Annotated in this window: 24 protein-coding genes; 6 read left to right on the forward strand and 18 right to left on the reverse strand. The window is 63.1% G+C overall.

Translation table 11 applies throughout. The features are described 5' to 3' along the window. Positions 1-214 precede the first annotated feature (214 nt). The 3 genes from IVB42_RS15395 to IVB42_RS15405 all read left to right on the forward strand — a co-directional run bounded on the left by IVB42_RS15395 (position 215) and on the right by IVB42_RS15405 (position 3,790). The gene (locus IVB42_RS15395) at positions 215-2,650 is read left to right on the forward strand and encodes a PAS domain-containing sensor histidine kinase (RefSeq protein WP_026233490.1); all 2,436 of its coding nucleotides are present in this window, start codon (positions 215-217) and stop codon (positions 2,648-2,650) included. Next, positions 2,647-3,318 (forward strand): response regulator transcription factor, encoded by a 672-nt coding sequence (locus IVB42_RS15400; RefSeq protein WP_018458051.1) that lies wholly within the window; start codon positions 2,647-2,649, stop codon positions 3,316-3,318. Before IVB42_RS15395 ends, IVB42_RS15400 begins: the two co-directional genes overlap by 4 nt. 85 nt (positions 3,319-3,403) lie before the next feature. Further along, the gene (locus IVB42_RS15405) at positions 3,404-3,790 is read left to right on the forward strand and encodes a response regulator (RefSeq protein WP_018458052.1); all 387 of its coding nucleotides are present in this window, start codon (positions 3,404-3,406) and stop codon (positions 3,788-3,790) included. Positions 3,791-3,822: 32 nt separating this feature from the next. Here the strand turns inward: IVB42_RS15405 and IVB42_RS15410 are convergent, their stop codons facing one another. The 14 genes from IVB42_RS15410 to eno form a co-directional block, all read right to left on the reverse strand. Then, positions 3,823-4,791 carry a tripartite tricarboxylate transporter substrate binding protein BugD gene (locus IVB42_RS15410; protein ID WP_085353215.1) on the reverse strand — a complete coding sequence of 323 codons (969 nt, stop codon included), beginning with the start codon at positions 4,789-4,791 and terminating at the stop codon, positions 3,823-3,825. An 86-nt stretch (positions 4,792-4,877) separates the two neighbouring features. Beyond that, complete coding sequence (locus IVB42_RS15415) at positions 4,878-6,119, reverse strand: threonine synthase (RefSeq protein ID WP_085353217.1); 1,242 nt, start codon at positions 6,117-6,119, stop codon at positions 4,878-4,880. Positions 6,120-6,264: 145 nt separating this feature from the next. Continuing rightward, entirely contained in the window at positions 6,265-7,686 is a 1,422-nt protein-coding gene (gene lpdA / locus IVB42_RS15420) for a dihydrolipoyl dehydrogenase (protein WP_085395056.1), read from the reverse strand. 17 nt (positions 7,687-7,703) lie between these two features. Further along, the gene (locus IVB42_RS15425; protein ID WP_018458056.1) at positions 7,704-7,910 is read right to left on the reverse strand and encodes a hypothetical protein; all 207 of its coding nucleotides are present in this window, start codon (positions 7,908-7,910) and stop codon (positions 7,704-7,706) included. Between the two features lie 48 nt (positions 7,911-7,958). After that, positions 7,959-9,308 (reverse strand): pyruvate dehydrogenase complex dihydrolipoamide acetyltransferase, encoded by a 1,350-nt coding sequence (locus IVB42_RS15430; RefSeq protein ID WP_247397145.1) that lies wholly within the window; start codon positions 9,306-9,308, stop codon positions 7,959-7,961. Positions 9,309-9,368: 60 nt separating this feature from the next. Then, entirely contained in the window at positions 9,369-9,821 is a 453-nt protein-coding gene (locus IVB42_RS15435; protein ID WP_247397142.1) for a nucleoside deaminase, read from the reverse strand. Positions 9,822-9,823: 2 nt separating this feature from the next. Beyond that, on the reverse strand, positions 9,824-10,126 hold the full coding sequence (locus IVB42_RS15440) for a DUF5076 domain-containing protein (RefSeq protein ID WP_007590623.1): 303 nt from the start codon (positions 10,124-10,126) through the stop codon (positions 9,824-9,826). Positions 10,127-10,129: 3 nt separating this feature from the next. Continuing rightward, positions 10,130-11,518: a pyruvate dehydrogenase complex E1 component subunit beta gene (locus tag IVB42_RS15445; RefSeq protein WP_026233491.1), complete on the reverse strand. Its 1,389-nt coding sequence runs from the start codon at positions 11,516-11,518 to the stop codon at positions 10,130-10,132. A gap of 29 nt (positions 11,519-11,547) precedes the next feature. Further along, a complete protein-coding gene (gene pdhA, locus IVB42_RS15450) occupies positions 11,548-12,570 on the reverse strand; it encodes a pyruvate dehydrogenase (acetyl-transferring) E1 component subunit alpha (protein WP_247397139.1) in 1,023 nt (340 codons plus the stop codon). A gap of 311 nt (positions 12,571-12,881) precedes the next feature. Beyond that, on the reverse strand, positions 12,882-13,199 hold the full coding sequence (locus IVB42_RS15455) for a septum formation initiator family protein (RefSeq protein WP_007590617.1): 318 nt from the start codon (positions 13,197-13,199) through the stop codon (positions 12,882-12,884). A 209-nt stretch (positions 13,200-13,408) separates the two neighbouring features. Then, positions 13,409-13,960, reverse strand: a complete 552-nt coding sequence (locus tag IVB42_RS15460; RefSeq protein WP_085353225.1) for an NADPH-dependent FMN reductase — start codon at positions 13,958-13,960, stop codon at positions 13,409-13,411. 175 nt (positions 13,961-14,135) lie between these two features. Further along, positions 14,136-15,134, reverse strand: a complete 999-nt coding sequence (locus IVB42_RS15465) for an MBL fold metallo-hydrolase (RefSeq protein ID WP_247397137.1) — start codon at positions 15,132-15,134, stop codon at positions 14,136-14,138. 116 nt (positions 15,135-15,250) lie between these two features. Further along, positions 15,251-16,384, reverse strand: a complete 1,134-nt coding sequence (locus tag IVB42_RS15470) for a zinc-binding dehydrogenase (RefSeq protein ID WP_018458063.1) — start codon at positions 16,382-16,384, stop codon at positions 15,251-15,253. Positions 16,385-16,418: 34 nt separating this feature from the next. Beyond that, positions 16,419-17,702 (reverse strand): phosphopyruvate hydratase, encoded by a 1,284-nt coding sequence (eno, locus tag IVB42_RS15475; RefSeq protein ID WP_018458064.1) that lies wholly within the window; start codon positions 17,700-17,702, stop codon positions 16,419-16,421. Between the two features lie 173 nt (positions 17,703-17,875). On the opposite strand from eno, the gene IVB42_RS15480 reads away from it, so the two are divergent. Both IVB42_RS15480 and queF read left to right on the forward strand, forming a co-directional pair. After that, complete coding sequence (locus tag IVB42_RS15480) at positions 17,876-18,853, forward strand: lyase (protein WP_247336767.1); 978 nt, start codon at positions 17,876-17,878, stop codon at positions 18,851-18,853. 51 nt (positions 18,854-18,904) lie between these two features. Further along, positions 18,905-19,357 carry a preQ(1) synthase gene (gene queF, locus IVB42_RS15485; protein ID WP_018458066.1) on the forward strand — a complete coding sequence of 151 codons (453 nt, stop codon included), beginning with the start codon at positions 18,905-18,907 and terminating at the stop codon, positions 19,355-19,357. 22 nt (positions 19,358-19,379) lie between these two features. Here the strand turns inward: queF and IVB42_RS15490 are convergent, their stop codons facing one another. Both IVB42_RS15490 and IVB42_RS15495 read right to left on the reverse strand, forming a co-directional pair. Next, a complete protein-coding gene (locus IVB42_RS15490; protein ID WP_085395044.1) occupies positions 19,380-20,003 on the reverse strand; it encodes a dihydrofolate reductase family protein in 624 nt (207 codons plus the stop codon). Between the two features lie 17 nt (positions 20,004-20,020). Then, positions 20,021-20,323 carry a hypothetical protein gene (locus IVB42_RS15495; protein WP_247336770.1) on the reverse strand — a complete coding sequence of 101 codons (303 nt, stop codon included), beginning with the start codon at positions 20,321-20,323 and terminating at the stop codon, positions 20,021-20,023. A gap of 110 nt (positions 20,324-20,433) precedes the next feature. Here IVB42_RS15495 and IVB42_RS15500 point away from each other — a divergent pair, with 110 nt between their 5' ends. Beyond that, positions 20,434-20,850: a helix-turn-helix domain-containing protein gene (locus IVB42_RS15500; RefSeq protein ID WP_085395042.1), complete on the forward strand. Its 417-nt coding sequence runs from the start codon at positions 20,434-20,436 to the stop codon at positions 20,848-20,850. 30 nt (positions 20,851-20,880) lie between these two features. Here the strand turns inward: IVB42_RS15500 and IVB42_RS15505 are convergent, their stop codons facing one another. Together IVB42_RS15505 and kdsA are read right to left on the reverse strand one after the other, a co-directional pair. Further along, a complete protein-coding gene (locus IVB42_RS15505) occupies positions 20,881-22,089 on the reverse strand; it encodes an MFS transporter (protein WP_085353232.1) in 1,209 nt (402 codons plus the stop codon). Then, entirely contained in the window at positions 22,089-22,952 is an 864-nt protein-coding gene (gene kdsA, locus IVB42_RS15510; protein WP_018458071.1) for a 3-deoxy-8-phosphooctulonate synthase, read from the reverse strand. Before kdsA ends, IVB42_RS15505 begins: the two co-directional genes overlap by 1 nt. Positions 22,953-23,028 lie beyond the last annotated feature (76 nt).

Consider the following 23,028-nt stretch of genomic DNA (forward strand, 5'->3'; position numbering starts at 1 on the left):
AAATGCAGCGTATGACTAGGATTGCGCGACCTATACATAGGTTTGTCCGGTGATTTACCGGAGTTTCGTCCGCTCGCAACGAGACGGCGCAACGCTGGCAAGCTGCACGGAGCCCGCGAACTTTCGATGCGGAATCCTGCTTTGATCAGGGAATTGCCCCTGCTGTCGCAAAGTGCTCTACTCTCCCTGCCCCACGCGGGCCGGGACGCTTGCGATGATGCCTGGCCAGATCGCAAAACTAGGGAATTCGGCCGCGCAATTCCTGCTCGGCGGCCTTGCGGCGCTTCGATCTCTCGGCAATGCGGGGAAAGGCGAGTCCGCGACTGGGGATGGCTGGCGGCAGGACAATGCCGACCTGCGCGACGCCGTGAAGCAATGGCGACAAGTGTTCGAGCACAATCCGGTCATGTATTTCATGGTCGATCCGGCCGGAACGGTGCTCAACGTAAATACATTTGGCGCCGCGCAACTGGGCTACACGGCGGCCGAGTTGACCGGCCAATCTGTGCTGAACGTCTTTTTCGAAGAGGACCGCGATTTCGTCCGTCGCTGTGTCGGGCTGTGCCTGGAAACCGTGGACCAGTCGCACACCTGGGAGATTCGCAAGGTCCGGAAGGACGGCTCGGTTCTCTGGGTCCGTGAGAACGCCAAGGCCATGCGACGCGGCGACGGCACGCCGATCGTGCTGGTCGCCTGCGAAAACATCACCCAGCGCAAGGAGGCGGAGGATGCGCTGCGGCAGAGCGAGGCCTACCTTGCCCAAGCGCAGGAGTTGAGCCGCACCGGCAGCTTCGGCCTGAGCCTGGCAACCCGCGAGGCCGTCTGGTCCAGGGAGACCTTTCGCATCTTCCAATGTGACCCGCAGGTCAAACCGACGCTCGATTTCGTTTTCCAGCGCATTCATCCGGAAGATCGCAATGCGGTCAGCAAGACCCTTGATCGGGCCTTCCGTGAGGTCGGCGATTTCGACCATGAATATCGCCTGCTGATGCCCGATGGAACCATCAAATATCTCCATTCCGTGGCACGCGTGGTGAGACATGGATCCGGCCACATCGAGTTTGTCGGAGCGGTCACTGACGTCACTACGGCAAAGGAAACCGAACAGCGGCTGCGTCGCAGCGAAGCCTATCTGACCGAAGCCCAGCGCCTCAGCCACACGAGCAGCTGGGCCTGGAACGTGCGCAGTCAGGAGTTTGCCTACCGATCGGCCGAACTCTATCGCCTGTTCGGATTCAACCCGGACCAGATCGATCTGTCGGCGCAGGCTTTCCAACAACGGATCCTCGCCGAAGACTTTCGCCGGATCGTCGATGTGGAACGTCAGGCAATCCGGCAAAAGCAGCCTTTCGAAGTTGATTTTCGGATTTTGCGTCCGGACGGTTCCGTACGACACGTCCATACGGAGGGGCATCCCGTCGTCGGCGGGGACGGCGATGTCACGGAAATCATCGGCACCCACGTCGATGTCACCGAGCAGTTTGCCGCCAGACAAGCGCTGCAAAAAGCCTTTGACGAGCTCAAGCTGTCCGAGCAGCGATTTCGCGACTATGCCGAAACCGCCTCGGACTGGTTTTGGGAGAGCGGGCCGGACCACCGTATCACACGGATTTCGGAACATGCCGACACGGCCGGTCCCGTGCCCACGGGCGTGATCGGCCTCGCCCGTTGGGACATTCCACCCGATGCCGAGCTCGAGCCCGAGAAGTGGGAGCGGCATCGCGCGACGCTCGATGCCCACCTTCCGTTTCGCGACCTGGTCTACCGAAGCAAGGATCGCAACGGATCTCCGATCTACGTGCGCACCAGCGGCAAGCCCTTGCACGACGCGAACGGCAACTTTCTCGGTTATCGTGGCGTCAGCAGCGACGTGACGGCGGCCATCCGCGCCGAGCAGGCCGAAGAAGCGCTGCGCAAGGCGCAAGCCGAACTAGCTCACGTGACGCGTGTCACGATGCTCGGCGAACTCACGGCCTCGATCGCCCACGAGATCAATCAGCCCTTGGCCGCCGTGATCTCCAATGCGGATGCCTGTATCGGATGGCTCGGCCGCGAACCAGCCCAACTGAATGCCGCACGCCGTTCCGTGGAATGGATCGTCGAGGACGCCAATCGCGCCAGCGAGGTGATCCGCCGGATCAGAACGCTTGCGAAGAAGACCGAGATCGAGATGGCTCCGGTCGACATGAACCAGCTCGTCAGGGAGACGGTGGCGCTCGTCCGCCGCGAGCTTGCCACCCATGCCGTGTCGGTACGAATGGAGCTGGCGTCCGCTCTACCCAGCGTTTGCGGCGACCGGATCCAGCTGCAGCAGGTGCTGATCAACCTGGTCATGAACGGGATTGAAGCCATGCACGCCAATGTGGACCGTCCGCGCGAGCTTGCGATCCGCTCCAGCCAGGCGAGCGAGCACGGCGAAGGCCGCATGCTCCTGATCGTGACAGACAGCGGGGTCGGCCTCGGCGACGGCGCGACGGAGCGCATCTTCACACCTTTCTTCACGACAAAGCCGAGCGGCCTGGGGATGGGACTGTCGATCTGCCGATCGATCATCGAGGCTCATGCGGGCCGGCTCTCGGCCTTCCCCAATGACGGAAGCGGAGCAACATTCCAGATTGCCCTGCCCTTGCCGATCGAGGACACGTCGTGACCGACCTTCCCAAGGTGGCGACGGTGCAGACGAGTTCCGACGATCCGATCGTCTTGATCGTCGACGACGATCCATCGATGCGCCGTGCGCTCACCAACCTCTTTCAATCCGTCGGCCTCAAGGTCGAGGCTTTCGGCTCCGCGGCGGAGATCATGGAAGCCAAGCCACCGGCGGTCCCCAGCTGCCTTGTGCTCGACATCCGCCTGCCGGGCTCAAGCGGCTTTGACCTGCAGTCGGACCTAGCGAAGGCGAACATTCACACGCCCATTATCTTCATCACCGGTCATGGTGATATTCCGATGACCGTCAGGGCCATGAAGAGCGGCGCCATCGATTTTCTGACCAAGCCGGTGCGCGACCAGGACATGCTGGATGCGGTTCAGGCCGCGATCGAACGGGATCGCAAGCGACGCAATGCCGAGGAGTCGGTCGCGGGAGTGCGGTCCCGATTCGAGGGTTTGAGCGCGCGCCAGCGCGACATCCTCGCCCTGGTGGCGTCCGGCCTGATGAACAAGCAAGTCGCTGCCGAGCTCGGATTGGCTGAGATTACCGTCAAGATCTACCGCGGGCAGATCATGCGGAAAATGGGCGCCAAGTCGTTGGCCGATCTCGTCAGAATGGTGGAGGCGCTCGGAATCTCACGCCCGGGCGGAAAGGTGCAAACCTAAGTATGCTTTTCAAGCTCGCTCCAAGGGCTCACTTTCGTCAAGTGCGGCACCGTGATCGGCGGCTCCCCGATCAGGAGCGATCATCTTGTCAATCCCCTCGGCCATTTCCGTCATCGACGATGATCGATCAGTCCGCCTTGCGACCAATAATCTGCTGACGTCGCGGGGATACACGGTCAACATCTTTCGCTCCGCTGACGAATTTCTTCAATCGGCCGAACTGAAGACGACGTCCTGCGTGATCGCGGATGTGCAGATGTCGTTGATGGGCGGCCTTGAGCTCTTGACGCACATGCGCAGCCTTGGTCACCACACGCCCTTCATTTTCATGACGGCTTTTCCCGACGATGCCGTGCGCGACCGCGCGCTGAAAGCGGGCGCTATCTGCTTTCTGGCGAAGCCGTTCTCCACGCCCGCTCTGCTTGAATGTCTGCGGATGGCCCTGTCCGGCTCCGATCAAACCGAGACGTGATACGCTGGCGCCGAGCCCTGGCGACACGGCGCTCACTCCACCTTGATGTTCGCCGCCTTGATCATTGGCCACCACTTCGCGATCTCCGCCTTCTGGCGGGCGCCCAGGGCCTCGGGCGTGAGCTGATCCTGGGGTGTCATCTCAAGCCCCTGACTTTCGAGCTGCTTCTTCACGCCGGGATCGTTCAGCGCTTCCACGGCAGCGGCATTGAGCTTGGCGACGATCGCCTTTGGCGTGCCCTTCGGCACCCACATGCCGGACCAGAGCGTCATGTTGAAGCCCTTCAGGCCCGCCTCCTCCGCCGTCGGGATGTCGGGCGCCGACGACAGGCGCCTGTCATCGGTGATGGCGTAGGCGCGAATGGTGCCGGCGCGGACCTGGTTGATGGAGTTCGAGGTCTGGTCGACGATGACGTCGATCTGGCCGGCAATGAGATCGTTCAGGGCGGGCGCGGTGCCGCGATACGGTACGTATTGCAGCTTGATGCCGCTGACGCTCTCGAAATAGACCCCGGCGATGTGGCTACCCGAGCCCGCGCCGGCGGTGCCGGCGGTCGGCGGCGACGGTCGCGACTTCAGCCAGTCCAGCAGCTCCTTCAGCGAGGTCGCGGGCACCGCGTTCTTGCTGACGACGATCATCGGATTGCTCGGCAGCAGCACCACCGGCTCCAGGTCCGCGACCAGGTCGTAATTGAGCTTGTAGACGGCGCCGTTGGCAACGTGGGTGCCGAGATGGCCGAACGAGATCGTGTAGCCGTCGGGGGCCGAATGCACGGCGCGGCCGACGCCGATCGAGCCGCCCGCGCCGGTGACGTTCTCGATCACCAGCGGCTGCCCAAGCGATGTCCGCATCCGCTCGGCAAGCACTCGCGCCATCGCATCCGACGGACCGCCGGCGGCGAAGGGAACGATGATGGTGATGGGACGCGAGGGATAGTCGTCGGCGCGCGCGGCGCCTGCAACAGCGAGAATAGCAATCAGCGCAGCCCAGGCGGCCTTCATTGTCTTCTCCCAGCAATGTCATTGTTGTTTTAGTCTCTTCCCGCGTACGGGAAGAGGGATCGTTCCTGAAGGGACGAAATGCCGCGCTAGAACTGCGAATAGTCGATCGGCTTGTGGCGATCGAGCGTGCGGGTGACCGGCGGCAGCGGGTATTTCAGGCCGGTGGCGCAGTTGAACAGCATCACGCGGTCGGACTTGCTGACGCGGCCGTCGGCGAGGCTGTCCTTGTAGGCGGCGTAGGTGGCAGCACCTTCGGGGCAGAGCAACAGCCCCTCCTCGCGCGCGACCTCGCTGAGCGCCGATGAGATCTTATCGTCGTCGACGGCAATGGCAAAACCGTTGCTCTGCCGCACCGCGCGCAAAATGAGAAAGTCGCCGATCGCCTGCGGCACGCGAATGCCTGACGCGATGGTGTGAGCGTCCTCCCAGCGCGTCGCATGCTCGGTGCCGGCCTCATAGGCGCGCACCATGGGGGCGCAGCCGGAGGCTTGCACCGCGACCATGCGCGGGCGCTTGCTGCCGATGAAGCCGATCTTCTCTAGTTCGTCGAACGCCTTCCACATGCCGATCAGGCCGGTGCCGCCGCCGGTCGGATAGAAGATCACGTCGGGCACGTCCCAGCCGAGCTGCTCGGCGAGTTCGAGCCCCATCGTCTTCTTGCCTTCGATGCGGTACGGCTCCTTCAAGGTCGAGGTGTCGAACCAGCCGACTTTCGCCTTGCCCTCGCCGACGATCTTGCCGCAATCGTCGATATAGCCGTTGACGCGGTAGACGGTGGCGCCCTGCAGCTCGATCTCGCTGACGTTCACCTCCGGCGTATCGGCCGGGCAGAAGATCGTGGTCTTGATGCCGCAGGAGGTCGCATAAGCCGCGAGCGCCGCGCCGGCATTGCCGTTGGTCGGCATCGCCATATGCTTGATGCCGAGCGCCTTGCCCATCGACACCGCCATCACGAGGCCGCGCGCCTTGAACGAGCCGGTCGGCAAGCGCCCCTCGTCCTTGACGATGATCTCGCCGCCGCCGAGTTTTGCACCGAGCTTGGGCAGCCGGATCAGCGGCGTCGTGACCTCGCCGAGCGAGACGATATCCTGACATTTACGCACCGGCAAAAGCTCGCGGTAGCGCCACATGTCGGCGGGGCGCTGGGCGAGCGCGTCTTTCGTCAGCGCCGTCTTCACACCGGCAAGGTCGTAGCGCACCAGCAGCGGCTTGCCGGCCTTGGAGAGGTTGTGGACCCGGTCGGCGGCGTAATGATCGCCCTCCATCGCGCATTCGAGATGGGTGACGAAGGTCGGGCGTTCGATGGTGAGGTTGTCGTTGTCTTGCATGGGGTGATTTCCTTCTTGTTTTGCAAACAGATCCCTCCGCTCGTCATTGCGAGCGCAGCGGAGCAATCCAGAGTCTTTCCGCGGAGGCAGTCTGGATTGCTTCGCTTCGCTCGCAATGACGGTGGTGGGCGGCGATGCGCGCCCGTCAAATATTCAGCACCCGTCCATACGCATCCAGCACGGCTTCCTTCATCATCTCCGACAGGGTCGGATGCGGGAACACCGTGTGCATCAGCTCCTCTTCCGTGGTCTCAAGGTTCATGGCGACGACGTAGCCCTGGATCAGCTCGGTGACCTCCGCGCCGATCATGTGGGCGCCAAGCAGCTGGCCGGTCTTCTTGTCGAAGATCACCTTGACCAAGCCCTGGTCCTCGCCGAGCGCGATGGCCTTGCCGTTGCCGACGAAGGGGAAGCGGCCGACGCGGATCTCGCGGCCGTTCTCCTTGGCCTTGGCTTCGGTGAGGCCGACGGAGGCCACCTGCGGCTGACAATAGGTGCAGCCCGGGATCAGGTTCTTGTCCATGGCGTGCGGATGCAGGCCCTTGATCGCCTCGACGCAAATCACGCCTTCATGTTCGGCCTTGTGAGCCAGCATCGGCGGCCCCGCGACATCGCCGATGGCATAGATGCCGGGGATGTTTGTCTTGCCGTAGCCGTCGATCACGATGACGCCGCGATCCGTTTTCACGCCGAGCTTCTCGAGTCCAAGGTTCTCGATGTTGCCGACGACGCCGACCGCCGAGATCACACGCTCGAACTCGGTCGTCACAGGCTTGCCCTTGCCGTCGTCAATGGTAGCGACGACGCTGTCGGCCTTCTTCTCGAGCTTGGTCACCTTGGTCGAGGACAGGATCTTGATGCCCTGCTTCTCGAAACGCTTGCGGGCCAGGCCGGCGATCTCGGCGTCCTCCACCGGCAGGATCTGCGGCAGCACTTCGACCACGGTGACGTCCGAGCCCATGGTGTGGAAGAAGGAGGCGAACTCGATGCCGATCGCGCCGGAGCCGACGACCAGCAGCGATTTCGGCATCCGCTCCGGCACCATCGCCTCGAAATAAGTCCAGATCAGCTTCTTGTCGGGTTCGAGGCCCGGCAGCACGCGCGGCCGCGCGCCGGTCGCGACGATAATGTGTTTGGCCTGATACGTTCCCTCGCCCAGCGCACCCTTGGGGCCCTCGACGTCCGACTTCTTCACGGTGACTTTGCCGGGCGCGTCGATCGAGGCCGCGCCCCAGATCACGCTGACCTTGTTCTTCTTCATCAGGAAGCCAACGCCATCGTTCAGCCGCTTCGAGACACCGCGCGAGCGCTGCACCACCGCCTTCGGGTCGAACGAGACGTTTTCGGCGGACAGGCCGTAATCCTTGGCGTGCTGCATGTAGTGGTAGATCTCGGCCGAGCGCAGCAGCGCCTTGGTCGGGATGCAGCCCCAGTTGAGGCAGATGCCGCCGAGATAGGATTTCTCGACGATCGCGACCTTGAAGCCGAGCTGGGCGGCGCGGATTGCGGTGACATAGCCGCCCGGACCGGAGCCGATGATGATGATGTCGAAGGATGTGTCGGCCATGGCGGCTCCCATTCAACTCAAGAGGCGCCGCGGGCGCGGCGCTTGATCAGAAAAGACCTCACCAGCCATTCGAGCATCGTCGCCAAAGCCATTACGGCCAAGGCGATCAGCACGACCGGCTGGGCGATGTTCCGTGCCAGTTGTTCACCGGCAAAGAACGCGGAGTAAAGAAGATCGAGCCCAATCGGGTTGAGCGCGACGACTGCTCCAAGCAGCAGCGACATCCATGGCCAGCGGGTACGGACATGCAACGGTGCCCCCTCTACCGCGCGTCAGACCATCATCATGACGGGATTTTCGATCAGCTGCTTGAAGGCGCCGATCAGTTCCGCGCCGAGCGCGCCGTCGATGGCGCGGTGATCGCAGGACAGGGTCACGCTCATCATGTTCGCGATCTCGATCTTGCCGCCCCGGACTACAGGCCGCTCCTCGCTGGTGCCGACCGCGAGGATGGTCGCATGCGGCGGATTGATCACGGCAGTGAAGTGGCTGATGCCGAACATGCCGAGGTTCGAGACGGCCGTCGTGCCGCCCTGGTACTCTTCGGGCTTCAGCTTGCGCGAGCGGGCGCGTGTCGCAAAATCCTTCATCTCGTTGGAGATGGTCGATAGCGTCTTGGTCTCCGCCTTGCGGATAATCGGCGTGATCAGGCCGCCGGGCATTGCCACCGCAACACCGACGTCCGAATGGTGGTGCTTGACCATGCCGGATTCGGTCCAGCTCACATTGCAATTCGGGATCTTCTGCAGCGCGACCGCCATCGCCTTGATGACGAAGTCGTTGACCGAGATCTTGTAGAGCGGCTTCTTCTCCTTGTCCTTGGGAGCAGCCGTATTGATCTCCTCGCGCGCGGCGAGCAGCTTGCCGATGTCGCAGTCGATCGTGAGATAGAAGTGCGGGACGTTCTGGATCGACGCGGTTAGACGCTGCGCAATCGTGCGGCGCATGCCGTCATGCGGGATGACCTCGTAGGAGCCGGGTTCGAACAGCGACAGGATCTGCTTGTCCGACATGGTCGGCGCGGTCGAGGGTGCGCCTGACGGCGTCGCCGCGGGAGCCTTCAGGCCTTTGCCGGACTTGGCCTGCTCGACGTCGCGTGCCACCACGCGGCCATGCGGGCCGGTGCCAGTCACCATCGCAACATCGACGCCGGCTTCCTTGGCGAGCCGGCGCGCCAGCGGCGAGGAGAACACGCGGCCGGCATGGCCGTTGCTCTGCGCAGCCGGTGCTGCGGCCTGCGGTGCAGGTGCTGCGGCGGGCGCCGGCGCGGCCTTGGGCGCAGCAGGCGCAGGAGCCGATGCAGCAGCAGGGGCTTCAGCAGCTTTCGGAGGCGCGGCGGAGGCACTGGGCTTGGCGGCACCTGCCGCCTTCACGTCCTCGCCCTCGCCGGCCAGCACCGCGATCACGTCGTTGACAGGCACGTCCTGCGTGCCCTCTGGCACGAGAATCCTGGCGATCGTGCCCTCGTCGATGGCCTCGACCTCCATGGTCGCCTTGTCGGTCTCGATCTCGGCGATGATGTCGCCGGATTTGACCTTGTCGCCTTCCTTCTTCAGCCACTTGGCGAGGTTGCCCTTCTCCATCGTCGGCGAAAGAGCGGGCATCAGGATGTTGATGGGCATGCTGACCTCAAGAAGAACTTTGCAAAAATCCGTCTCCGGACCGAAGACGAACAGACCAGGTTAGTTGCCGATGTCGCCCCGCCACAGGCGCTCATTGGCAGGGATGGAACGCCAATTCTTCATCATGGTGATGGAGCGGTCGTCGGCAAGGTCGATCCAGGAGATGCCGAACTTGTCGAGAATGTCCTTGGAGCCCTCGAAGGTGACGGACTCTCCAATAACCACAAGCTTGACCTTGAACAGTGAGAGCGCACCGGCACACATCGCGCATGGCGACAGCGTGGTGTACATGACGGTATCGTGGAACGAAATCGCACCCGCCTCGCGCAGGCAACTCATCTCGCCGTGCAGGATCGGGTTGTTCTCCTGCACCCGGTTGTTGTGGCCGCGGGCGATGACCTTGTTGTCGCGGGTCAGCACGGCGCCGATCGGCAGGCCGCCTTGCGCAATCGAGGCTTCCGCCTCGCGGATCGCCTCCAGCATGAAATCGAAATGATAGGATTCGATCGCCACGGTCAGTGCCCCTTCCCGCGCGGCGTCGTGGTGCCGGTGTCGGTGGGACGCTCGATCTCGGCCTGGAACATCTCGATGATCCGGTTCAGCGCGTCCTCCTCGGTGTATTCGCTCTCGCGCGCATAGGCGCGCGCGGCGTGACGGGCGAGATCGACGAGCAGCAGGCCCCACATGTCGGGCTCGTCGAAGGCCCGCTGGAACGCCATCGACAGCCCGCCGTCCAGCACGAACACGCGCAGGATCTCGACCGCGTCGTCGCGGACGAGGACGTCGGGTGGCAATGGCTGCTCCTTCGGACCCGCCATGGTCTACCTGTAGCAGACGGCTTTGGCGGCCTCGACCACTTCGGCAGCCGAAGGCAGCGCGAGCTTTTCCAGGTTCGCGGCATACGGCATCGGCACGTCCTTGCCGGAGACCCGGGTTACAGGCGCATCCAGATAGTCGAAGGCATGCTCCATGATCCGCGCGGCGATCTCGGCGCCGACACCGCTCTGGGCCCAGCCCTCTTCCACCGTGACGGCACGTCCCGTCTTTTTGACGGAGTTGACGATGGTGTCGGTGTCCATCGGACGCAGCGTGCGCAGGTCGATCACTTCGGCCTCGATGCCGTCCTTGGCGAGTTCGTCGGCGGCCTTCAGCGCGTAGCTCATGCCGTTCGACCACGAGATGATCGTGACATGGCTGCCGGAGCGCACGATGCGCGCCTTGCCGATCGGAATCACGAAATCGTCGAGCTTCGGCACCTCGCCAGTGTGGCCGTAGAGCATCTCGTTCTCGAGGAAGATCACCGGATTGGGATCGCGGATCGCAGCCTTGAGCAGGCCCTTGTAATCAGCGGCCGAGAACGGCGCGACGACCTTGAGGCCCGGGACGTTGGAATACCAGGACGAATAATCCTGGCTGTGCTGGGCGGCCACGCGGGAAGCGGCGCCGTTGGGCCCGCGGAATACGATGGAGCAGCCCATCTGGCCGCCGGACATATAGAGCGTCTTGGCCGCGGAGTTGATGATCTGGTCGATCGCCTGCATAGCGAAGTTGAAGGTCATGAACTCGACAATCGGCTTCAACCCGGTCATCGCGGCGCCGACGCCGATGCCGGCAAAGCCGTGCTCCGTGATTGGCGTGTCGATGACGCGCTTGGCGCCGAATTCCTGAAGCAGCCCTTGCGTCACCTTGTAGGCGCCTTGGTATTCGGCAACCTCTTCGCCCATCACGAAGACGTCGGCGTCGCGGCGCATCTCTTCGGCCATAGCATCGCGCAGGGCTTCGCGGATGGTCTGCGTCACCATCTCGGTGCCGGCGGGCACTTCCGGGTCGGGTTCTGCGACGGCCTGCGGCGCCGGCGCAGCCTTGGGAGCTGGAGCCTCGGTCTTCGCGGCGGCAGGGGCTACGGATTCGGCAGCCTTCTGCTGCTGGGCAGGCGCGGGCGCCTTGGCGAGATCGGCGGCACTTTCGCCATCGGCCAGAATTGTCGCGATCGGTGTGTTCACGGCCACGTCGGCGGTGCCCTCGGGGATCAGGATCTTGCCGAGCGTACCTTCATCGGTCGCCTCGACCTCCATGGTCGCCTTGTCGGTCTCGATCTCGGCGATGACGTCGCCGGACTTGATCGTCTCACCCTCCTTTTTCAGCCATTTGGAGAGGTTGCCCTTCTCCATCGTGGGCGACAACGCGGGCATCAGCACTTGAATTGGCATATCGGCTCCAAAAGAAAGCTTGCGCGCGTTCAGCGGTAAATATCGGTCCAGAGCTCGGCGGCATCCGGCTCGGGATCATGCTGGGCGAAATCGGCGGACGCGTTGACGATGTCGCGCACCTCGGCGTCGATCGCCTTCAGATCCTGCTCGCTGACCTTGGCGGCCAACAGGCGGTTGCGCACCTGCTCGATCGGATCCTGGTCGTGGCGGACTTTTTCGACCTCCTCGCGCGTTCTGTACTTTGCGGGATCGGACATCGAGTGGCCGCGATAACGGTAGGTCTGCATCTCCAGGATGAAGGGTCCCTTGCCGGCGCGGCACCAGGCCGCCGCCTCGTCGCCGGCGGCCTTCACGGCGCGGACGTCCATGCCGTCGACCTGCCGGCCGGGAATGTTGAAGGAGGCGCCGCGCTTGGAGAAATCCTGCTGCGCCGAGGCGCGCGAGACCGAAGTGCCCATGGCGTAGCGGTTGTTCTCGATGACGTAGATCACCGGCAGCTTCCAGAGCTCCGCCATGTTGAAGCTCTCATAGACCTGGCCCTGGTTGGCCGCGCCGTCGCCGAAATAGGTGACGCTGACATTGTCGTTGTCGCGATAGTGATTGGCGAAAGCGAGCCCGGTGCCGAGCGAGACCTGTGCGCCGACGATGCCGTGGCCGCCGTAAAAGTGCTTCTCCTTGCTGAACATATGCATGGAGCCGCCCTTGCCCTTGGAATAGCCGCCGCGACGGCCGGTGAGCTCGGCCATGACGCCTTTGGCCTCCATGCCGGTGGCGAGCATATGGCCGTGATCGCGATAGCCGGTGATGACCTGATCGCCCGGCTTCAGGGCCATCTGCATCCCGACCACCACGGCCTCCTGGCCGATATAAAGGTGGCAGAAGCCGCCGATCGCGCCCATACCGTAGAGCTGGCCGGCCTTTTCCTCGAACCGCCGGATCAGGAGCATGTCGCGGAGCGCCTTGAGCTCCTGCTCTCTGGTGAATTCCGGGGGCGAACCGCCGTCGGTCTTGTCCTGTGCAGTACTCGCGGCGGCTTTCTTGGGTGCGGCCATGGGAATTCCGGGTCAGAGAAAACTTCAGCCCTGTCTAACCCAAGTCAAACGCCCTTGGAAAGCACCGCGGCGGCATGGCACGCCTTTCATTATGCCGCACTGCAACGCGATCGTAATATTGCAAAATCTTTGACGCGGATCGGGCAACATTTAGCTCCCCGACTCCCGCATCGTGTGTGGAATACCGATCGCAGACCCGCTCACGTCAGCCGCAGGAAGCAACGGGCTGCTTGCATATCGCAATCGCGCTGGCTCGATGGAGTCAGCGGCAGACCGCAAACCCCGCAAATGGCGCTTGTGCCGCTCGCGTGTCAGTTCGCCGGGATCGTCCGGACGAGATCGCGCGGATTGACGTAGTCGAGCTGGAAGCGCGCCCGCTCGTCCAGCATGTCGGGGTCGATCTTCGCGGAGCGCAGCAGCGAAACGCGCTGCTCGCTCCTGGCGCGCTCGCGCTTGAGCTGCGCCAGTTCGCTGGTCAGCGCCACGATCTCCTGGTCGAGCTCCTGGCGGGCGTTGAGGCCGTATTTGCCGGTATAGGCGTTGACGCCGAAATAGCCGACGATGGCGGCCGCCATCGCATAGAGGGCAAGACCGGTCAGGATCGATTTCAGGCGCGCGCGGGAGACCATCCTGGGAAGATGGGACAGGTTGGTTAAGGGCGTGCTAATTGCCCGCCCGCTTGGCGTTCCAATGCCTGGCTCAGCCGTCATGCCCGGCCTTGTGCCGGGCATCCACGTTCTTCGTCAATTTGGCAAAGACGTGGATGGCCGGGACATCTAGCGCGAAGACGCGCTTCGCGTTTTTGCCCGGCCATGACGGAGACCCGGGGTTCGCGGCCTCAGCCGTGATGCTTCGCGACGTGCACCGCAAACGCGTCGATATAGGCCTGGAGCACCGGCTTCAAGGACTCCTTGGTCAGGTTGCCGTCGGCATCGAACGCGTCGCCCACCCCGTTCAGATAGGCCTCCGGCTGCTGCATGATCGGGCCGGAAATGCCCGGCAGGATGTTCTGGAGCGTCTTGGCGGCACTGACGCCGCCGAGCGGGCCCGGCGAGTTCGCGATGATGCCCACCGGCTTGTCGTTGAACGAGCTCTTGCCATAGGGCCGCGAGGCGACGTCGATGGCGTTCTTCAGCACCCCCGGGATCGCGCGATTGTATTCCGGCGTGACGAAGATGACGCCGTCCGATTTCTGGATTTTTTCGCGGAAAGACAGCCAATCCGCCGGCGGCGCTCCCTCGAGGTCCTGGTTGAAGAACGAGATGCCGGCCGGCGTGATGACCTCGAGCTTGAGCGAGGCCGGCGCGAGCTTGGCGAGCGCATTGGCGATCTTGAGCGAAAAGCTGTCCTTGCGCAGGCTGCCGGCGATCGTGACGATATTGTAGGCCATGGAGTGTCCTCGAAATCTTCAGCGGGAGTGCCGGGTCGGCACTTAAGCGATCTCGACCGATAGATGCAAGTGCATGGACCGGTCGGATTTGGAAACGCTGGGTTTCTGAACGGTTGCCCAAACAATCAGGCCGCCAAGTGGCGGCCCGATCCCTGGTACAAATCTGCAAATCGGCTCAGATCGTCGGATTCCACGCCGACGGGATCAGGCGATATTTGGCGCCGTCCTTCTCGACATGGCCGACCGAGGGGAAGGTGAAGTGGAAGCCGATCACGGTCGCCTTCTCGGCCGCCGCCATGTCGTAGAATTTGTGGCGGGTTTCCTGCGCCAGCGCTGCATCGGTGTCGAACACCACATGCCAGTCCGGATTGCGCAGGAAGAACTCCGGGATGTTGGTGACGTCGGACTGGATCAGCACCTTGGAATCGCCTGAGGCGACCGCGAACGAGGTGTGCCCCGGGGTGTGACCGGGCGTCGCGATCGAGGTGATGCCCGGTGCGACCTCCTTGCCCCACTCGTACTTCGTCACCTTGGATTCGAGGCCGGCAAAGGTCTTCTTCACGTTGGCGAAGTAGTTCTTCATCATCGCGTTGGACTCGGCCTTGGCGGCGTTGTCCTCGCTGGTCCAGAACTCCCAGTCCTTGCCTGGCACCATGATCTCCGCATTGGGGAAGGCAAGCGCGCCGTCGGCGAGACGAATGCCGTTGGTGTGGTCGGGATGCAGATGCGAGAGCAGCACGACGTCGATGCTCTTGGGGTCGACACCGGCGGCCTGGAGGTTCTGCAGCGTGCGGCCGACCGCGCCCTTGCTGGGCTCGAGATTGGCGACACCGTTGCCGGTATCGATCAGCACGAGCTTGGAGCCGGTGTTGATGAGCTGCGGGTTGAACGGCACCGTGACCATGCCCTTCGGCATGTAGGCCGCCTCGCCAGCGGCCAGCGCTTCCTCCTTCGGCGCGTTGACGACGAACTTGTCCGGCATCGGGAAAGTGCGCGCACCGTCATTGATGGAGGTGCACTCGTAGCTGCCGACCTTGTAGCGGTAGAAGCCCGGCGCCTGCGTGCCGGCTTGCGGTACTGAGGCATTGGCGGCGGTCGGCCCAAAGCCGGTCACGGCAGCCGCACCGAAGGTGGCGGCGCCTGCAAGCAAATGGCGGCGATTAAGATCGGTCATGAGGTCCCCTTCTGAGCGCCCCGCGGTTTTCCCGCGTGCAAATGGCGGCGGAATAATCCCCGGCTTCGCTCAGAAGGCAAGACCTTCTTTCGGTGACGTGCCGTCGCACGTCCCGATTATTTGTTCGGGTTGATGAGGAATTTTTCGCCAGTGGCGCGTTTGGCGTACACCGCGATGTTGGCGGGATCGAGCGCCTCGGAAAGCGACACCACCTTGGTGTAGTGGCTGGCAAACGTGGTCTTCAGTTCGTCGACGACGCGCTGGCGCAGCCTGGCCCCGTCCGCCTGCCCGATCTTCATCAGGAACGGAAACAGCAGCCAGCCGCCGACGCCCCAAGCCATGCCGAAGCCGCGCGGCAGCTCAATCGGGCGGACATCGAGCGCGCCATAGACATAGACCTGCTTGTGCACGTTGGAGCCGTAGCGGCTGTATTCCTTCGCGGTCTTGTTGATCGCGACTTCCATGCAGTTGAGGATGTCGCCGGCGAGCTTCCCGCCGCCGATGGCGTCGAAGGCGATGGTGGCGCCGGTCTCGACCAGCGCATTGGTGAGATCGCCGAGGAAGCTCGGTGCGGTGGAATCGACGACATATTTGGCGCCGATCTTGTGCAGGATGTCGGCCTGCTCCTTGCTGCGCACAATGTTGACCAGCGGGATGCCGTCCTTGATGCAGATCTTGTTCAGCATCTGCCCGAGATTGGATGCGGCCGCAGTGTGCACCAGCGCCTTGTGACCCTCGCGCCGCATGGTCTCGGTCATGCCGAGCGCGGTCAGCGGATTGACGAAGCAGGAGGCTCCTTCGGCCGGCGTGGTGCCTTCCGGCAACGGCAGGCACTCGCGCACTTTCAACGTGCGATACTGCGTGTACATCGCGCCGCCGATCATGGCGACGGTCTTGCCCATCAGCGCCTTCGCGGCATCCGAGGAGCCGGTCCTGATCACGACTCCCGCGCCTTCGTTACCGACCGGCATGGATTCGTCGAGCCGGCCTGCCATCGCCCGCATCGCGCCTTCCGGCACTTTCGCGGTGATGACGGGAGCTTCTTTGGTGCCCGAAGCCTTTGCCGTGCTCATGTCGGCCGCGCCGATCAAGAGCCCGAGGTCGGACGGGTTGATCGGCGCGGCCTCGACGCGGACGACAACCTCGTCCGCGGCGGGTTCGGGGGTCGGCACGTCGAGCAGCGAGATTTCGAGCTCACCGCTCTTCTTGATCAGCGAACGCAGTTGCAGGCCGTTCTTGCCGTCGCTCATGTCGATCCTCCCCTGTTCTTGTCCGACCGCTGGCTTATGCCAGCGCCTTCAGTGCCGCCTTGCCGCCGTAGAGCGCCTGCTTGCCGAGCTGCTGCTCGATGCGCAGGAGCTGGTTGTATTTGGCGGTGCGATCGGAGCGCGCAAGGGAGCCGGTCTTGATCTGACCGCAATTGGTGGCGACCGCGAGGTCGGCGATGGTAGAATCCTCGGTCTCGCCGGAGCGGTGCGACATCACCGAGGTGTAGCCGGCCTTGTGCGCCATCTCGACGGCGGCGAGCGTCTCGGTCAGCGTGCCGATCTGGTTGACCTTGATCAGGATCGAATTGGCCCGTCCGGCCTTGATGCCTTCGGCGAGGCGCTTGACGTTGGTGACGAAGAGATCGTCACCGACGAGCTGGCACTTCTTGCCGACGAGGTCGGTCAGCTCCTTCCAGCCGTCCATGTCGTCTTCCGACATGCCGTCCTCGATGGTCACGATCGGATAGCGCGAGACGAGATCAGCAAGGTACTTGGCCTGCTCGGAGATCGAGCGGGTCTTGCCCTCGCCCTCGTAGACGTATTTGCCGTCCTTGAAGAACTCGGTCGAGGCGCAGTCGAGGCCAATGACGATGTCGGAGCCCGCCTTGTAGCCGGCCTTGCCGATCGCGTTCATGACGAATTCGAGCGCGGCGTCCGCCGACGGCAGGTTCGGGGCAAAGCCGCCCTCATCGCCGACATTGGTGTTGTGGCCGGCCTTCTTCAATTCGGACTTCAGGGTGTGGAAGACCTCCGCGCCATAGCGCAAGCCCTCGGCAAAGGAGGACGCGCCAACCGGTAGGATCATGAACTCCTGGAAGTCGATCGGATTGTCGGCGTGCATGCCGCCATTGATGATGTTCATCATCGGCACCGGCAGCAGCCGCGCCGAGGTGCCGCCAACGTAACGATAGAGCGGCATGTCGAGCGAGTTCGCGGCCGCCTTGGCGCAGGCGAGCGACACGCCGAGGATGGCGTTGGCGCCCAGCCGGCTCTTGTTCGGCGTACCGTCGAGGTCGATCATGATCTGGTCGAGCTGGGCCTGCTGCTCGACATCGAGGCCGCTCAGGGCCTCGAAGATTTCGCCGTTGACGGCGCCGACCGCCTTGGTGACGCCCTTGCCGAGATAGCGAGTCTTGTCACCGTCGCGTAGTTCCACCGCCTCATGGGCGCCGGTGGAGGCGCCGGACGGCACGGCAGCACGGCCAAGCGCGCCATCTTCCAGCACGACGTCGACCTCGACGGTGGGATTGCCACGGCTATCGAGAATTTCGCGGCCGATGATGTCGATGATGGCGGTCATGATGTGCACTTCCGTTCGTTAGGGCTGATCGGTGCCGCGGGTCTTACACGGACCGCAAGCAAATGTGAACGCTTGGAGGGTGGGCTTCGACTGACGCGTGAAGCGGCTCGGACTAAGGTTGACCGCATCTGGTCTGCCGCAAAACCTCAATCTGAAACGGTCGGGGTAACGCCATGAATCGCCGCCAGTTTCTTGCCTCGAGCATCGCCCTCCTCGCGACGCGCCCGAGTTTTGCGCAGGAAGGCCCGTTCCGGACAAAATACTATCCCATTAGCTCCGGCATCGGTCTGCACGACCTCGCTCCCGCTCCCGATGGCACGGTCTGGTTTACGGCCCAGGGCAAGGGCCTGCTCGGCAGGCTCGATCCGAAGGATGGCAGCCATAAGACGGTCAGCCTCGGCCAGGGCGCCGCCCCGCACGGCGTGACCATCGGCCCCGACGGCGCGCCCTGGATCACCGAGGGCGGCCAGAATGCGATCGCCCGCGTCGATCCTTCCGACCTCAAGGTCACCCTGTTCCGCCTGCCCGAGAAGTTCGCCTACGCCAATCTCAACACCGGCGTGTTCGACAAGGACGGCACCTATTGGTTCACCGGCCAGTCCGGCTATTACGGCCGCCTCAAGCCGAACGCGGGCGGGATGGACGTGTTCAGGGCGCCCAAGGGCGTCGGCCCCTACGGAATCACCGTCACGCCCAAGGGCGACGTCTGGTATGCCTCGCTTGCCGGCAGCTATATTGCCAGGATCGATCCGGCGACGGGCAGCGCCAGTGTGGTCGAGCCGCCGACGCCGAGCCAAGGTTCGCGACGGGTTTGGTCGGATTCGAAAAGCCGGATCTGGGTCAGCGAGTGGAACAGTGGCCACGTCTCGGTGCACGATCCCGCGGAAGCCTCCTGGAAGACCTGGAAGCTGCCCGGCGAGCGTCCCCGCACCTACGCGGTCTATGTCGATGACAAGGACAAAGTCTGGCTGACCGATTTCTCCGCCAACGCCATCGTCCGCTTCGATCCCGCCACCGAGCGCTTCAACGTGTTCGCCAGCGACAAGGCTAACGCCAATGTGCGCCAGCTCGACGGGAGGCCGGGCGTGCTCTGGGGCTGCGAATCCGGCAACGACCGGATCGTCATGATCCAGACGGTCGCCGCCGGTTGACGACAGCGGCATTTGCGTCCATCCCGGCACGCGGAACAGGATGTGACGACAATGGCGAAGAAATCCCTTCAGCTGGGCCGCGCGGTCGAATGGCCGCACACACCGGAAGAAGCGCAGCTCGACCGCGTGCCGAACCCGCAAAAGGGCACGGACTATCTGGTACGCTTCACCGTGCCGGAATTCACCTCGCTCTGCCCGGTCACGGGACAACCGGATTTCGCACATCTGATGATCGACTACGCCCCCGGCCAATGGTTGCTGGAGTCGAAGTCGCTCAAGCTCTACATCGCGAGCTTCCGCAATCACGGCGCCTTCCACGAGGACTGCACCGTGATGATCGGCAAGCGCATCGCGAGCGAGATCAAGCCGAAGTTCCTGCGCATCGGGGGCTATTGGTATCCGCGCGGCGGCATTCCAATCGACGTGTTCTGGCAGACGGGCCGCGCGCCGAAGGGATTGTGGGTGCCCGAGCAGGGCGTCGCGCCCTATCGCGGCCGGGGCTGAGCTTGAAGAGACCGTTTCTGACTCACCGCGTTCGGTCTCGACCGCGAAGATTTGCTCGCTCGGGGGACGAGGTATAGCGGCTAACAACCATGCCGCTCGAATAAGCCTTGGCCTCGAGTAATTTTAGCTTCCTGAACCCCGACGCCGCGAAGATCCTGACGCCGTCACCCAATACCGCCGGGTTGACGTAGAATTGAAACTCGTCAACGAGACCTTGTTCGATCAGCGCCGCGGCAAACCCCGCGCCACCGAACACGCCAATGTCGCGCCCTCGTTGGCTCTTTAAGGCGCCGACCACCTCGTGCAAATCTCCGCTGACAAGCGTGGTTCGTTCCCACGCCGGCTCCGTTGGCTTATTCGTCGGAACCATTTTGCTCATTTCTGTGATACGCTTAGCGAACGCGTAGAATGGCTCAGTTGGGTAGCGGTTCGCTGCGTTCTCCCAATGCCGTAGATACCCTTCATTCAGCATCTTCCGACTGAGAAGAATCGTGTCGATGCGCTCGAAGTGAGCATTGAAATCGCGCTTCAGTTCATCATCCCAAAAGTTGTTGTCACCCCAACCCCATAGCTGCCAATTTACCGTTCCGTAGGAGCCGACAAAGCCATCGGCTGACACCTGCATCTGAAGGATAAGTTTTCGCATCGGTCTATTCTCTCGAATCATGCAAGGATCGAAGCTGCGAACGATTCAGCAGCCCATTGTTTGAAGGTCGTTCGAGTTGTGTTTTCTGAAGTTGGCGTGTCGAGTGCCCATCGCTCTTGGCGATTGAAGCTCGCTGGAGTTTCGATCAACGCTTCCGTGAAGCTGGCTGATATCCTGTTTGCGATCATGCTGCTGCGGGCGTCATCGAGCGGGACAGATCGATAAGTCACGTCTTTGCGCAGTTTCCTGCCCAGGAGCTCTGTCACCTTCTGAAATATGTAAAAGCCGCCGCTTGCAACCTGATGGATATCTGCGGGCATTTTCCACCACTCCTCCAGCATTGAGACTTTGTGATTGGTTTACATTTGGAAGCATTGACGCCAGCCTCGAATGATGTCAATAGTAAATCGATTTACAAAGGGAACTACGGATGTCGGGAAGACAGCGATCAGGTTGCCCAATCAGTCTGTCGCTGGAGTTGCTCGGCGATCGCTGGACGCTGCTGATTGTGCGTGACATCGTTTTCGCGGGGAAACAGCACTTCCGGGAATTTCTGCAGTCCGATGAAACGATATCATCGCGGACGCTTGCGGAGCGGCTTCAAACGCTGCAAGAAGGCGGCGTCCTTACCCGTCATGACGACCCCACGCATAAACTGAAGGCGATTTATCGCCTTACGGAGGCGGGCATTGATCTGCTGCCTGTCCTCGCCGAGCTTGGCTTATGGGGCAGCAAATATCGTAATGCTGATCCGGATCTTGGTGCGATTGCCGAGAGACTATCGGCGGGGGGCCCCAAGATGCTTTCCCAGATGAAGCAAAAACTGAGGAAAGGAGGTTCTAAATGACGATACGCCGCGTCAGGCGCTAGACATCTTTTAGGCGACTGCATCCGATGGCGCCCGCTGTTTCAACAGCCGCGCACAGGCGAAGCCCAGCGCGACCATGATCGCGGCGCTCGCGAACAGGGTCGGCATCTTGCCGCCATGCTGGAGGCCAAGTCCATAGGCGAGCGGCCCCACCGTCTGCCCCATGAAGAAGAAGAACGAATGCAGCGACAACGCGGTTGCGCGCGCCTCGACCGAGAGTTCGCTGGCAAACATCTGAAGGCAGCCATGGGCGATGTAGAAGCCCCATCCCATCACGATGAGATTGAACGCCTGCACTTCCCAGCGCAGGCCGAAGCCGACGGCAACGAGCTGCGAAGCCACCAGCGTCATGCCCGCGATCATCATTCCCTTCATGCCCAGCCATGGCAGCAGGCGCGACACCGTCAGCGTGTAGAACAAGCCGCCGACCGCAAAGCCCGCGATGACGATGCCCGCGATCGAGAGCGAGGTCTGACCGAGCTCGAACAGGAACGAAGCGATGTAGGGAAACAGGCCGAGCACGCAGCAGCCTTCGATGAACACCGCCGCATAACAGACATAGGCGTTCGGGTTGGTGAAGATGGTGCGATAGCCCGCCTTCAGCGCCGACAGGCTCGTCTTCGGCGGATGCTTGACCTTGGCGCCACGAAAACCGGCGGCGACCGCGATCGAGGCAACGATCACCAGCGCGCCGAGCACCGCCAGCACGCCGCGCCAGCCGAGGAAATCGCCGATCAGGCCGGAGGCCGAGGCGCCGAGGAGATTGCCCGTCATCGCGCCGGCGAGCGTGCGGCTGATCGCGACCTGGCGCTTCTCCGGACCGACGAGATCGCTGGTCAGGCTGAGCGCCACCGGAAACACGCCGCCGGAGCCGATACCGGCGAGGATACGGGTCGCGAACAGAACCGAGAATGAGCTCGAGAGCGCCCCCAGGATGTTGGCAAGGCCGAGCAGCGCGAGGCAGCCGATCATCAGCCGCGTCTTGCCGAACAGATCGGCGGCGGCGCCGACGATCGGCTGGATGATCGAGAAGGTGAAGGCGAACACCGCGGCAAAACCGGCAGCGGTCGCGATGCTGACGCCAAAGTCCTCCGCGACGTGCGGCAGCACCGGATCGAGCGCGCGCGCGGAGAGCGCCGCGGCGAAGCTTGCACCGGAGATGACGTAAAGCGCGGCCGGCAGGCCGTGATCGTGCGCCCGCGCCTCGCCTTGCTGCATCAGCGCGGGTCGGCTTTGGTCGAATCCTTGGCGAGCGCGTCGAACGCCATCAGCCTTCGGATCAGCCCTTCGAACTCGCGCAGCGGCACCATGTTGGGTCCGTCGGACGGCGCGCTGTCAGGATCGGGATGGGTCTCGATGAAGATACCGGCAACACCGACGGCGACGGCTGCGCGTGCGAGCACCGGCACGAATTCGCGCTCGCCTCCGGAAGACGTCCCCTTCCCGCCCGGCTGTTGCACCGAATGAGTCGCGTCGAAGATCACGGGGGCGCCGGTGGTGCGCGCCAGGATCGGCAGCGCGCGCATGTCGGAGACCAGGGTGTTGTAGCCGAAGGACGCGCCGCGTTCGGTGACGAGCACGTTGGGATTGTTCGCGCTCGTGATCTTGGACACGACGTTGGCCATGTCCCAGGGCGCAAGAAACTGACCCTTCTTGACGTTGACGACCTTGCCGGTTGCGGCCGCCGCCAGCAGCAGATCGGTCTGGCGACATAGGAAGGCGGGAATCTGCAACACGTCCACCGCCTGCGCCACCTCGGCACACTGCCCGGCGTCATGCACGTCGGTCAGGACCGGCAGGCCGAGCGACGATCGGATTTCGGCGAAGATCGGCAGCGATTGTGCAAGTCCGAGGCCACGCGCGGCCGACGCGCTGGTGCGATTGGCCTTGTCGAATGAGGTCTTGTAGACGAGGCCGATCTGCAGCCGCGCGGCGATCTCCTTCAGCGCGGAGGCCACCTCCAGCGCATGCTGGCGGCTTTCGAGCTGACACGGCCCGGCAATGATCGAGATCGGCAGATCATTGCCGAATTTGACCTTGCCAATGGTGACGACCGGCGCCGCTGACGTCGAAGAGCTCAAGGCAAATCCCTCGTTCCGGCGCGACCATAGCCGCGATGAAGGGCGGATCAACCCCATTCGGCCTGGGCTCCCAGAA

Source organism: Bradyrhizobium sp. 45 (genome assembly GCF_023073155.1).
Lineage (GTDB): Bacteria > Pseudomonadota > Alphaproteobacteria > Rhizobiales > Xanthobacteraceae > Bradyrhizobium > Bradyrhizobium canariense_D.